A 12909-nucleotide genomic window follows, 5' to 3' on the forward strand; every position below is an offset into this window, starting at 1 on the left:
TAAGCGTATGAAAAAAGTATCGATAAAAGATATTGCCCAAATGGCGGGCGTAGCCTCGTCGACCGTATCATTTGTATTGAACGGAAAAGCCCGCAAAATGCGCATCAGTGAAACAGTTGAAAAGCGCGTATTGGAAGTAGCCCGTACTGCCGGCTATTATCCCAATCAACTGGCCATAAGTTTGCGCACCGGTAAATCAAAAACCCTGGGCCTGATCGTAGAGAATATCGGCAACATTTTTTTTGCCACATTAGCAAAAACGATTGAAGAAGAAGCTGAGCAATATGGATACCGGGTTGTGTATTGCAGTACAGAGAATAATGCATCGAAGGGGAAGGAATTGATCAGTATGCTTTCGCAACGGCAGGTAGATGGTTATTTGATAACGCCCGCTCCGCATATGGAAGAAGATATTCAGCAACTGGTTCAGCTGCAGCGGCCTGTTGTTTTGATCGACCGTTATTTGCCTGCGGTAGAAGCTTCCCATGTATTGGTGAACAACGCCGAAGCGGTAAACCAGGGGATGTCGCATTTGTTTGCCCAGGGGTACCGGGAAATAGGATTTGTTACAGTAGACCTCGATGTTATTCAGATAGAACAGCGGCTCGATGGATATATTGGCGCTCTTTCCCGCGAAGGCATCCGGCTGAATAAAGATATTATCCTGAAGATCCCTTATACCCATCAACGTGAAGATGCCATTGAACTTATTGCAAGCCTGTTAAAGAACAATCCCCAGTTGGATGCTTTGTTTTTTGCTACCAATTACCTTGGCATTTTAGGACTTGAGAGTATTAACCGCTTAAAGATGTCGATTCCTGATGATATAGCCGTTATAAGTTTTGATGACCACGATATTTTCAGGTTGTATCCCCCCGGCATAACAAGCATTCAGCAACCTGTTGAAGCCATTGCCAAAAAAGCGGTTGCGCTTTTGATGGACCAGTGCGAAAACACAGAAATTAAATTTGATAAGCGGGAGGTAGAGCTTACGGCAAAATTGATCGTGCGCGGGTCTACCTAATGCAGTTTTTTTAATGATATACCGGTAAAATAACAGTAAATGTGGCGCCCTGGCCGATGGCACTTTGAGCCATAATAATTCCGTCGTGGTGGTCTACTATCTTTTTACACAAAGCCAGTCCGATTCCCGTACCACTATAGGTCCTTTGGTTATTCAGTCTTTGAAAGATTATAAAGATCTGCTCGGCGTATTGTTGTTCAAATCCAATCCCATTATCTGCAAAAACGAGTTGAACATATTCATTATCCAAATGTAAAGCGGGATATTGCCGCACTTCCCTGGGCGTAAGTTGTTTGGCTGTGATCGATATCACCGGTTTTTCCTCTGTGAATTTTAATGAATTACTGATCAGGTTGGCCATCAGCTGATGCAATTGTAAAGGAATGCCTTTAATCGTCGGCAGGTCGGTGGAAGTAATAACAGCCTGCTTTTGTTCGATCAATAGTTCGAAATCAGATAATACATCTTTCAGGACTTTATTCAGATCTGTGTTTATGAATTGCTCACCGGTTTTTGTAAGCCGCGAATAGTTCAATACATCATTAATGAGCCGCGACATCCGGTTGGCCGAAGAGTAAATTTTTTGAAAGTATTTTTCAGCCATCTCATTGCCCTGCAGATGATCTTTTGCCATATCGGCAAAGGTCTGGATCTTCCGTAATGGTTCCTGCAGGTCGTGGCTGGCGATATAGGCGAATTGTTCCAGTTCATGATTCGATTTTTCGAGCGCTGAATTGGAGGTAAGCAATTCACTGGTTCTGGCGAGCACCATTCTTTCGAGGTCCTCTTTTGCTTTCTTTTGATCGGTAATGTCCAGCACCGTACCGAGCATTTTTACCGGTGTATGCTTTTTATCATAAATGGTAGTTCCATTCACGCGGATCCATCGTTGTTGATTATTATCTGGTCTTATGATCCGGGCTTCGTAAGATATTTTTCCTGTTTGCAAAGCTGTTTCAAATGCCTGTTGTACCCGGGCCTGGTCAGCCGGATGCAGGATGTTCATAAATTTTTGTTTGCCCCATTGCTCTTCTTTTGAATAGCCAAGGATCTTGCGGTGTTCTGTTGAGGTAGCCGTTAGGCCTGTTGCCAGGTCAAGTTCCCAGGTGCCCAGTTCAGCAATTTCTACTGCCAGGCGCAAGCGCTCTTCGCTTTCCCTGATTAGTTCTTCGTTTTCCCTGATCTGCCGTTCGGCTTTTTTCTGAGCGGTTATGTCGCGGGCGATCTTTGATGCGCCAGTAATGATGCCTTTGTTGTTCTTGATCGGTGAAATGCTTAATGAGATATTGAGCAATACTCCATCTTTGGTGATACGTTTTGTTTCAAAATGATCGATCCGTTCCCCTTTTTCCAGGCGTTCCCTGATCTGAAATTCTTCATCCAATCTGTCGGGCGGAACAATTTTCGTGATATGTTCGCCGATCATCTCTTCGGCGGTGTATCCAAAGATCCTTTCTGCGCTATTGTTCCAACTGGTAACAATGCCATCCAGCGTTTTACTGATGATGGCATCATCAGAGGATTGAATGATGGCGGCGAAATGTCCATTTCTTTCTTCGATGAGCTTTCGGTCTGTTATATCAACCAGCGTATTTACGGCTCCTATCACTTTACCCGAATCATTGAATAGGGGTTTTGCACAGGGCATTATGATTCGCTTTTGGCCGTCGGGGCGTTCAACAATGATCTCTACATCAGTGACGTCCTTTCCTTCTTTTAAGGCGATGGCCAGAGGGCTTTGCTCCAATGGCATGGGCACACCTTCTGCTGTATAAATCTTCCAGGAACCGCACCAGCGGTCTTTACCAGCTTCCGGTTCGCGCCCCCAAAGTTCAACAGCAGCTTTATTGTAAGTTAGGATATAACCATTGGCATCGCAGGTATAGATGGCTGCCGGTAACCCATGTATGAGTTGTTGATACTTACTTTCGATCTCTCTTAGCGCATCGGAACTGGTAGAAGCGCCGGTTGTTGTAAGACCACTCATTCCTTCATCACGGTTATTAGCGTCGTTATCAGCATTGTTTTCGGGGGTAAGCCGGAAGGTGGGCGGGGTATCGCTACCGTTTTTATGCTTGCCTTCAAACTGAGGCATCTCTTTTGATTTCATATTGCTCGTGTACTTATATTACATGATTGTAAAAAGTTATGCCAACATGAACGCGCCTTTACAAAAGCCGCATAACCAGTTGTTTTATAATTAATTCGGTCATGCGGTTTAACTTCTACAGTTAGCAGGTAAAATGTGGATCAACATGAACGGCTAGCATGATAATAATCATTCACAGCATAAGTGACTGGCCGTTATCTTTGTGTACGGGCACTATCCGGTTCAGTTGATTTAAAAACCTTAAAGTCTTGGTATGAAGAACTGAATAATTTTTAATTGCATAAACAGAAATCACCTTAATACGGGCAATATGAATGACACATTCGACAAAATTGAAGGGCTATCTGATCATGTAAAGGAGTATGTCAATACCCGGATTGAAATAGCCAAACTACGCATCGCTGAGAAAACTTCACTGGTAGTCGGTAACTTCATTGCTGTTGGTATAATAGCACTGTTATTTTTATTTGTTCTGTTATTTGGCAGTATCGCAGGCGCCTGGGCCCTGAGTGACTGGATCGGAAAACCATATGCGGGTTTTTTAATTGTAGCAGGAATTTATATGTTATTGGGTATTATTGTTTGGGTGGCAAGAGGGAAATTAATTCGCTTTCCTGTTATGAATGCAATTATCCGGATGTTGCACAGGAAGGAAGACAATGAAGATAACAGTTAGGTCCCGCCCGCGCATCTAATAATATTCAACATCTTCCCTTTTACAATCGCTTATCAATCTGATAAGCGAGCCTGCAATTTGTGTGTGCAATAGCAGCTTCTTTTTTTTCTTCCCATAATGCAATAAGCTCTGAAACAAGGTACATGCTTCCGCTGATGAGCGGTTATATATGAAAGTGTAACGGATATTAATATTTGCTACAAATATTGTTGGATGATTTTTTTTGAAACCACTATTTTCTTTTTATTTTTAACCAGATTCCCCTGGTGAGATATTCCAAATGTTTTTCAAGCTCAAAGCCGGTATTCGGCCTGATTGTATTCATATGGTTTGAATGCGCTGCCGTTTTCTGGTTATGGTGACCCTCCAACTGATACAGCTTTTTTGCAAAAATTAACATTGATGTAGGCAGATTATCAATAGCGCGCATGTTTTATATACATGCCCAATTCAGATAATCGTTACTTATAAGACTTAGATGCATAAAACGGCCTTCGCAAAGCGGGGGTCTCATTAACCATTAAACACCTAGAAATGAAAAAGATCAAGCTTATTTTAAATGCTATTGCCGTCACTGTTGCTATTGGTGGTGCTTTTGCCACTCATTACTACATGCACGACAACCAGCCTCAATATATTCCCGCCTTTGAAGCCTTTACACCTGCAGGCGATTATGGTATAGATTACAATTGCGCTGATTCTCCTGGCGTGTGCACCTATTATCAACCAGACTCGGTTACCCGCCCGGGGGAATATTTACCTTACCGGCAGGGAAGGTATATTCCTTCCGGTAAATGATACCCCAGCGGCAGCAGCGATCCCTTGTTATAGTTACCGGAAAAGAATCCGGGAAAACATATAGTCGGGAATACCCAGAAACCTGTATTGTTGCAAGCGAGCTATGTACCAGGTCAATGGAATGTTAAGTACCCTTCGTTCTATGGCAGTTCGTGCGGTAACAAACAGGTGTATTTTAATGTGATAATTCACAATGATTTTTTTATTAATTAAAAGTTATTATTCAAATGGCCGGTTTTTTGTGTAGGTAATGCGGCCGGGTTCAAATTGTTTTATTGTTACATTGCATTAGCTAAATATTTGCTCCGACCGGTACAGTAAAGCAATGAGGATAACAGGTAGATGGTGACAATGTCAAATAGACAATAAAAAATTGTAATAAGTATAATTCGCTAAACCAGGACTGCAGTTGTGCAATAAATTTCATGCAACAGGTAGAGAGCGGAATATTTTTTGCATAATTGGTACCATAAATTTTTAGTGAATTAAATAAACTAAAAATAACTGATATAAATCTTTGAACATAGTCTTTTAGTATATAACTTTAATTCTACCATCGCCCTCAATTCTACCAAATTTACCTTATCCCCCTTAATGCCTTATTCTAATCTACTATCTAACGTTTCGCAGGACCTGTGAATTTGGGATGCTTCCATTCGTCAATAACTGTTGCCCCCTTATAACCCTTTCATATTATGAAAAGAAAGATTATTATTGAAATAATATCTTCCTTATTGATATTGCTGTTTCTCTATGCAAGTGTAAGTAAATGGCTTGCTTTTAAATTGTTTATTGGCGAAATGAATAACCAGCCCTTCCCAAACTGGATGACTCCTTTATTGGTGTGGAGCATTCCCATCATCGAAGTACTCATTGCTATAGGGCTGATCTTTGAAAGAACCAGGGTGCCTTCGTTGTATGCATCTTTCTTCCTGATGTTGGCGTTTACCGTATATACCGTGGCAATATTGTTACATGCCTTCAAGTATATTCCTTGTTCCTGTGGGGGAGTCATCAGATCACTCAGCTGGCCTCAACATCTTTTCTTTAATCTTTTTTTTGTGGGAATTTCATTACTGGGTATCATCCTGAAAAAGCGGGATCCGGTAGTTGCAGTTAACATGTAAATGGCACAGTTAAATACGAATAATTTTTTCCTGTTGATGCTGCGTCCACTTATTCCGGAGTAAGTGCGTCCAGAAATAACGGGTAAGGAGATGCCGAAAACCTGAATAAAAGAGTAGGCAGAAAAATTAACCATTAGTAAAAGGAACAAGTATGAACAAAATCAAGATGGCATTTATTGCTATCGCAATATTAGCTGCTGTTGGCGGCGCATTTGCAACAAGACCCTGTCTGTCCTGTGAGTACTCTCAGCAGTACATTTGGAACGGTAGCAGTTATACGCCCGTTGGTGAATATGGAATAGATTTTGACTGCTGGGTTAGTTCCGGGATCTGCACTTTTTACAGACCGGAACCTGTGTTGAAACCGAATATGTATTCACCTTGCCACATGGGTGTTTATGCGCCGCAGTAATGGATGACGAGAGCTCTGGTTTAATTGATAGGGCAGAGAAATTTGTTACACACGCCTGTCAGTTATAAAAACATTCCTATATGGCCGGCCATTTTCTAAATGGCTGGCTTTTTTTTGATCTTACTCCCTGTCGTTTTGTTCATAATTACCTAATTGTAAGGCATCGGGCGGAAGAGGCAGGGCATATAACCGGCTGTTCACCGGTAATACATATTCCTGGCCATTTATTCTTCGTTTGGGCGTAATCCCTGCATTTTCCAGGTTGAGCCGCCGGATATCTGTCCAGCGTACCCCACGGCAGGGCAGTTCTTTTCTTCGCTCCAAAAGAATAATATCCAGTGCCTCGCTTGCCGTGGAAGCTGTATAGGGAATGAATGTGCCGGTTTTCCACCTTTTCTGCAGCAGTATATTTAAGTCATCCATCGCTTCTGCTACATGGCCTGCCCTTGCCCGGCATTCTGCCCGCATGAGGTATATCTCATCGGTTGCCAAACCGGTAAAGGCGATCAGCGATCCACTATAATATCCTTTAAAATTGATCCTGCCGGCATTATTGACATAAAACATGGAACGCCTCAGATCGTTAGCTGAATAAGAACTGTAAAGGATTGAATCAACCATACAATCCCTTGTAGTGGAAGTGCTTTTTAGTACGTTCGTTTCAACAAACCTGCTTTGATAGATGGTTTCATCATTGGTGCGTTCGAAAAACCTGAGTGTAGCGGCATCCCTTGTATTATAATCAATAAGCTTATTGTACAGTCTCAAACTGCTATCAGCATAGGCGCCCGCTTTATCATACTGGCGCATGCTCAGATATACCCGGGCCAGTTGGGCCAGGGCCGCCGGTTTATTGGGCCGGTTACGATAATTTGTAACGTCAGGCGGCAAAAGCGTCTGTGCTTCCAGCAGGTCATTCAGCATTCGTGAATAGGTTTCCTCAACTGTTGATCGTTGTATTGACTCATCAACATTGGGCGTTAACTTCAACGGAATGCCCAGATCTGACTTTGCAGTTTCCGGGTTGTAGGGCAGGGCGAATACCTGGACCAGGTTATAAAACGCATAAGCCCTGATAAAAAGAGCGGCTCCTTTGATGGTATTCCTTTGTTGTTCGTTTCCTGGCATTTCAGGAATATCGTCCAGCGCATCAAGCACTACATTGGCATACAGTACCTGTTCATAGGGCGCATTCCAATCAGCCACCCGGCCTTCGTCCATGTAAATATCCGGGGCCCAGATATAAGCATTGCGTTCTTTCGTAGTGATCGATTGCCAGAGGGCAGGAAGCAGGTAAAGATTGTCTGACGATAATTCACCTAAAGTAGGGGTGACACCGAGAATGATCTCATTGTCCAGCAGCGTCTGGCAATCTTCAAGAGTAGTAGGTACAAAAAGATCAGAATCGGGCTTTTCATCCAGAAACTCTTTTTTATTGCAGCCCAGCAACCACAAACAAAGTACACATAGTTTCAGATAATGAATTCTTACTTTCATTGGAAAAGGAATTTGCTGGTTAAAAATCAATTTTTAAACCGGCTGCTATTGTTCTGGGATTGGGGAAAGCGTTAGAAATATAATCCGGATCAATCCCTTTATCATTGGCTTTCCATAAAAGCCCCAGGTTATTGGCATACACGTATACCCTGAACTGGTGTACCGGCAACCACTTCATCTCGTTTTTATCGAGCTGGTAGCTTAGCTGAATATCCTGTAATCGTATATGGTCGCCTTTTTCAACCAAAACATCTGAATAGGTATAAAAATTACTTCGCTCAACAGCGGTAACATAACGCAGGGAAGGAATATCGGTGAATGCTTCATCGCCCGGCTGCTGCCAACGCTTTTCAAAGTCCGAATGACCGGCTGAGCCCCCAGTGAACAGGGTATTATAGTTTATAGAGTTCCGCCTGAAATAATATCCCATTTTCCAGCTAATGGCAAAAGATAATTCGAATTGTTTGTAATTGAAATTGTTTCGCAGGCTGCCGAAATATGTGGGATTTGCAGGACCGCGGTAAATAAGCTCATCCAGATTCGTTGAATTTAAGATGACTCTATAATCTTTACTGATCTGTTTATCGTAGAAGCCCTGGGGATCACCGTTTTGAGGGTCCAGTCCCTTCCATTGTAAGCTGAATATGGAGTATAATGGTTTTCCTTCTATGGGGCTAATTAACCGGGGATCACAATACAACCAGATCGCGCTTTGCTTTACCTTATAGCTGGTAACCTTGTCGGAGGTATAACTGAACAAAAGGGTACTTATCCATTTAAACTGCCTGGCATTGATGTTTTTTGAGCGCAGGACGATATCTGCGCCTTTTCCCCTCATATCCGCTGTATTGCCCCTGAATTGCGTTACACCGGTGGTAGGGTCAAGCGGGCTATAGCCAATGAGATCAGTTCCTTTGCGAAGATAATATTCCAGGCTGCCTTCCAAAATGCCGTTTTTGGTGGCAAAGTCAACCCCGAAATTGACCATGTGATTCTTTTCCCAACGTAAAGAGGGATTGGGTGGATTAACGATCGTAGCCGGCAATGCACGGTATGCATTCAGCTGATCATAACGGGCAGTTGTGAAAGCCGATACTGTTTTATCAACATTCCCTTTGTAACCATTGGTGACCCGTAATTTCAGGAAGGGCAACCATCCTATACGGTAAAATGTCTCCTGGTTAATTTCCCAGCTGGCGCCTACTGACCAAAGTGGAATACCTTTCTGGTTTGTACTTACCCCAAAGAGATTCGATTCATCTTTTCGTACACTGGCAGACAAAATATACCGCCTTTGAAAAATATACTTTGCATTCATGTAGTACGATACGTACCGGTCTGCCATGGTTCTCTTGTGGTTCAGGAAGGGAATCTGCTGATAAACAAAGGGAGCATGATATAAAGGAAATTCCTTTTCATAATCTACCAGGTTATTGTTCGGCTGGTTCTTATTATAACCGTATAATCTAAGCGTTTCAACAAAGGATCGGTAACTTCTTACTTCCGAACCTGCCAGGGAGGTGACCTGGTGGTGTTTGCTATGGTTCCGGTTATACCAGCTGTAATTGAAATTTAACTGGGTCCTGATGTTATGTGCATCATAACGGATGGCGCCCTGGTCGAATATACCACCCAATGGCACACGCCTGTTTATAAGGCCTGAAGAATCAACTTCGGTAAACTGGTTGATCAGGTTGCGGGTAAAATAGGTTTGCTGGCTTTTATAATCTTCCTGCTCAACAAATCCTTTGTTGTATTGATACAGTACCGTAGCATCGAGCCATTTAAAAAGGGTATATTTTATATCGGCATTGATCCGGTAATCGGTGGTTTTAGTTTTATTATCACTAAGCCTTAACTCGTCATAAGGTTTGTAATTCCAGTCAAGCAGAATTCCTTTACCCGCTGTGTCTTTAAAAGACTGCCTTATATTGGCAGGTACGGTCATGGCAAACCCATTGTCATCTACCAGATCGTAATATGGGTAAATGAGATTTCCGAAACCGGTGTTGTTATTCCTGAGATTCGTTTCCGTATAAATAATTCCTGTATTGAACTCGAGTTTCTTTTTCAGCCAGGAAAAAGAATTGTTAGCGGTCAGGTTTATCCGGTCAAACTCATTGCGAACCAGGTTTTCGAGGTTCTTATCATAGCCCAGCGAAAAATAATAGTGATTATTTACACTGCCACCGCTGGCGTTTACAGCGTATTGCTGGTTAACACCTCTGCGGTAAAAATATTTCTCAATATCTTTTCTTTGATCCTGACCTCTTAATTCATTTAATCTTGCAGCTGCTGTAGTGGGGGAGATCACCTTGTCTCTCTCCGCGATCAGTGTTTCTATCACAGGCGATAATGCCGGCCGGCCGAGATCCGATTCAGACAGATAGTAGTATTTATTGTCAAAGAGGAACTGCTCTACGTCTATATAATCTGAGGAGTTCATAATGGGCTGATAGTATAGGTCCGGCTTTTGGCTAACTGTAACATTGCTGTTAAACGATAGCTTAAGCGACTGGTTATACTTACCCTTTTTGGTGGTTATGATAATTACACCGTTGCCTGAATAAGCGCCCCAGATCGAAGCCGCATCAGCATCTTTCAATATCGTAATACTTTCTACATCATTGGGGTTAATGTTGTTGAAATCGCCATTGTAGGGAAAGTTGTCAACTACGATCAATGGGTTGGGATTGGCAAAAATGGTGGTTCTGCCGCGGATGGAGAGGTTCGACTGATTGGTATTTGTGTTTACGTTCTTATTAAATAACAGTCCACTGGTGATGCCTTCCAGGCGGTCGATGACATTCGTCGACACGCGGCGGTTCAACAATTCATTATCGATCTTGACAAAAGAACCGGCCGATTTGTCTTTTGAGATCTTCTGATAGCCGGTAGATACCACCTGTACTTTATTGAGTTCGCTGATATGTTGTTTGAGGCGAACATTCAATTCCGGTTCATCGCCCTGGCGCCAGCTTACTACTTCGGGCTCATAATTTACACTGGTAACAACGATATTAAGGTCAATTTCATTAATGCCGTTTAACCGGAATTCTCCGTTTTCATTGGTGCTGGTTTGCTGTTGACTGCCCTTTATGGTAATGGTTGCTCCCGGAACCGGTTCTCCCTGTTCATTGATGATCTTGCCTTTGATATTTGTTAGTTTGGAGCCGGAAACTGTTTGTCTTCCTCTGGGGATCACTGTTATCATTTTATCAATGATAGTGTAAGTGCAGGTCTGGTACCGGAAATATTCATCAAGTAACTGCTCCACCGTACCATTGGTGATATTGATGTTTACCGGCTTTAATTGCGATGAAATTGAGTTTGAATTGAAGATGGTGTAGCCTGCCTGCTTCTCTAATACTTTTCGAAGTTCGCCGATGGTTACATTCTTTTTGGAGAATGTGATTGTTTGTGCAAGTGTTGATACACTTAGCAACATACAAGCAATGATTAGAAAAGCAGTAAAGTATTTCATAATCAGAACCTCCTCCAAATACGAATCCTAAGTATCACTATTACCCGCCCCCTGCAACCTTTATTTTGTGTAAAAATAAAAATAGTCAACCGCAATCCCGCACAAGCGAAGAAAAGTTGACTAAATTCAGCTTTTTCCAATAATAAGGGTATCCATGTGTAAAGTGGTAGATAAAATTACACTTTCGTATTGAAGAAAGAACAAATATAAAAAAAATTAAGCCACCTCACTGCGAGCCATGAGCGTGAAAAGCTCATGGTCGCAGGGTAGCTTTAAGCTCAACGCTGCTCATATCGTTCCATGGAAGAACAGCGTTAGATGTGGTTTAATGATTAACGGAGAACAATATCTTTACTGTTACCGGTAGGTGTTAGGGATTCAAACAGTTGATAACTATGATGTTATTATAATCGTTCTTTCTTTCCTGTTCAGCCGTGCCTTTATATTATTTTGTTCCAGCACTTTTATAACGTTTTCAATAGAGGCTGATTTAGGAAGGCTACCATCAAACGAACCTTCGGGTATTTTGCCTCCTTCGTATTTAATATTTACGTCATACCAGCGGGCAATTTGGCGCATGGTAAATTCGATATCCGGACCGGCTACCGGAATAAAGCCGCCCGTCCAGCCTATTACGTTTTGTGCATCTATCTTTTGAACCGAGATATTGCCTTCTTTCAGTTTTGCCTGTTCGCCCGGGCGAATGGTTTTAAAATTAGTTCCGGATGTAACCTTTACTTTACCCTCTACCAGCGTGGTTTTAATGGCCCCTTCGTCAGCATAAGCCATTACGTTAAAATGTGTTCCCAACACTTCCACTTCGTTCCTGTTGCCGGCAGGAGTATTTATTTTAACAATGAAAGGCGTTTTGGCGATTTTTTCACTCTGTTTAGCCTCTTCATTTATTAAAGTTGGCTCTGGCTGGGGATTAACTTCAAAGTAAGCTTCGCCGGTGAGTTCGACAATTCGCTCATTCCCGGCGAAGGCTATAGGAAAACGCAATGATGAAGCCGCATTTAACCACACTTTACTTCCGTCAGGTAAAGTGATCTTAAATTCACCCCCCCTTGGGGTAGTTACTGTGTTGTACAAATCCTGTTTAGGGATTAAGTCGTCGGAATCCGGCTTCATGTTATATATCAACCGTCCATCAGTCTTGGTTATAAGCATCTGACCCTGATTGGTCAGTTGGCCATCCGCTGCACTATTCAAGGCGATCTCCGATCCGTCTGCCAGCGTCAATATGGCTTTATTGCTGCCGGGAACGATCTGACCTTTGGTGTCAGTTTGTTTATTCTCGGTTTGTGCAGTGTCTTTAGTCGTCGACCGGCCTAAATAATACCAGGCGCCGCCGGAGAGCACCAGTACAATGGCTGCCGCTGCGGCGATCTTGCCAAAAGGTATTCTGAAAGATCTTTTTTCCGGATACAGATCTACCAGCTTGGCTCCTTCCAACTCCTCTTCGTCTATTTTTTGAAGCGTCTTTTTCCAGATAGCTTCACTGTCAGTGCTCGCATAGATCTTCAGCTTTTCCCGCAATACATTTTTATCTGTGATCTGCCGGAAAAACGAATCGTTATGCGCAGCTTCTGCCAGCCACTCATTTAGTTCCTGCTGTTCTTCCGCACTTAAGCTTTCCTCCAGGAACTTCTCTATCAGACTTGTGATTCTACTTACCTTTTCCTGCATAACAATGGTATTTAAATCTTTGAAAGTGGCCTAACTCACTTGGAAGGCGCATACCTCTCGGAGCCTTTAAAACCTTTCTTACTATATAAACA

General features: G+C 42.6%; 9 protein-coding genes. 5 read left to right on the forward strand and 4 right to left on the reverse strand.

Going from position 1 to position 12909, the window contains the following annotated elements:
- Window positions 1-7: 7 nt before the first annotated feature.
- A complete protein-coding gene (locus JT717_RS18605; RefSeq protein WP_205512338.1) occupies window positions 8-1024 on the forward strand; it encodes a LacI family DNA-binding transcriptional regulator in 1017 nt (338 codons plus the stop codon).
- Window positions 1025-1034: 10 nt separating this feature from the next.
- Here the strand turns inward: JT717_RS18605 and JT717_RS18610 are convergent, their stop codons facing one another.
- Window positions 1035-3134 carry a PAS domain-containing sensor histidine kinase gene (locus JT717_RS18610; protein ID WP_205512340.1) on the reverse strand — a complete coding sequence of 700 codons (2100 nt, stop codon included), beginning with the start codon at window positions 3132-3134 and terminating at the stop codon, window positions 1035-1037.
- Between the two features lie 310 nt (window positions 3135-3444).
- Here JT717_RS18610 and JT717_RS18615 point away from each other — a divergent pair, with 310 nt between their 5' ends.
- The 4 genes from JT717_RS18615 to JT717_RS18630 all read left to right on the forward strand — a co-directional run bounded on the left by JT717_RS18615 (window position 3445) and on the right by JT717_RS18630 (window position 6147).
- Window positions 3445-3810: a phage holin family protein gene (locus tag JT717_RS18615; RefSeq protein ID WP_205512341.1), complete on the forward strand. Its 366-nt coding sequence runs from the start codon at window positions 3445-3447 to the stop codon at window positions 3808-3810.
- A 534-nt stretch (window positions 3811-4344) separates the two neighbouring features.
- A complete protein-coding gene (locus tag JT717_RS18620; protein ID WP_205512342.1) occupies window positions 4345-4608 on the forward strand; it encodes a DUF6520 family protein in 264 nt (87 codons plus the stop codon).
- A gap of 695 nt (window positions 4609-5303) precedes the next feature.
- Complete coding sequence (locus JT717_RS18625; protein WP_205512343.1) at window positions 5304-5735, forward strand: MauE/DoxX family redox-associated membrane protein; 432 nt, start codon at window positions 5304-5306, stop codon at window positions 5733-5735.
- A 151-nt stretch (window positions 5736-5886) separates the two neighbouring features.
- Window positions 5887-6147 (forward strand): hypothetical protein, encoded by a 261-nt coding sequence (locus tag JT717_RS18630; protein WP_205512344.1) that lies wholly within the window; start codon window positions 5887-5889, stop codon window positions 6145-6147.
- Window positions 6148-6267: 120 nt separating this feature from the next.
- Here JT717_RS18630 and JT717_RS18635 read toward each other — a convergent pair whose 3' ends face one another.
- From JT717_RS18635 to JT717_RS18645, 3 genes are all read right to left on the reverse strand, one after another.
- Window positions 6268-7644 carry a RagB/SusD family nutrient uptake outer membrane protein gene (locus JT717_RS18635; RefSeq protein ID WP_205512345.1) on the reverse strand — a complete coding sequence of 459 codons (1377 nt, stop codon included), beginning with the start codon at window positions 7642-7644 and terminating at the stop codon, window positions 6268-6270.
- A gap of 19 nt (window positions 7645-7663) precedes the next feature.
- A complete protein-coding gene (locus tag JT717_RS18640) occupies window positions 7664-11092 on the reverse strand; it encodes a SusC/RagA family TonB-linked outer membrane protein (protein ID WP_205512346.1) in 3429 nt (1142 codons plus the stop codon).
- A 429-nt stretch (window positions 11093-11521) separates the two neighbouring features.
- Window positions 11522-12817, reverse strand: coding sequence for a FecR family protein (locus tag JT717_RS18645; protein ID WP_205512347.1), 1296 nt, complete (start codon window positions 12815-12817; stop codon window positions 11522-11524).
- Window positions 12818-12909 lie beyond the last annotated feature (92 nt).

The sequence above is a fragment of the Longitalea arenae genome (assembly GCF_016924755.1).
In the GTDB taxonomy this organism is placed as follows: domain Bacteria; phylum Bacteroidota; class Bacteroidia; order Chitinophagales; family Chitinophagaceae; genus Niastella; species Niastella arenae.